This is a genomic window from Streptomyces sp. NRRL F-2664 (assembly GCF_000719345.1).
GTDB lineage: Bacteria > Actinomycetota > Actinomycetes > Streptomycetales > Streptomycetaceae > Streptomyces.
The window spans coordinates 1-216 of sequence record NZ_JOFX01000637.1 but is presented as its reverse complement, the minus strand read 5'-3'; the positions used below and the strand labels follow the sequence as shown (position 1 = coordinate 216).

Here is a 216-nt window from a genome sequence, read left to right as displayed (position 1 = left end):
GAGCTGCCCGCGGACTGGGCGCTGCCCGTGCGCGAGGCCAGCACCGTCCACAACAGCGCCGGCCAGAAACGCGAAGTGGCGACCGCCGCCGCCTACGACGCCTACGGGCGTGCGGTCAAGACGGTGGACGAGACGGGCACGGTCACCGAGACCGTGTACGACCCCGAAGAGGGTGCTACCGGGCTGGTCGTGTCGCAGAAGACCACCGGCCGGGAC

Annotated in this window: 1 protein-coding gene; it reads left to right on the top strand. The window is 71.8% G+C overall.

Going from position 1 to position 216, the window contains the following annotated elements; translation table 11 throughout:
- Window positions 1-216, top strand: a 216-nt coding sequence (locus IF89_RS40465; RefSeq protein ID WP_043195255.1) for a hypothetical protein, incomplete at both ends; no start/stop codon positions are given.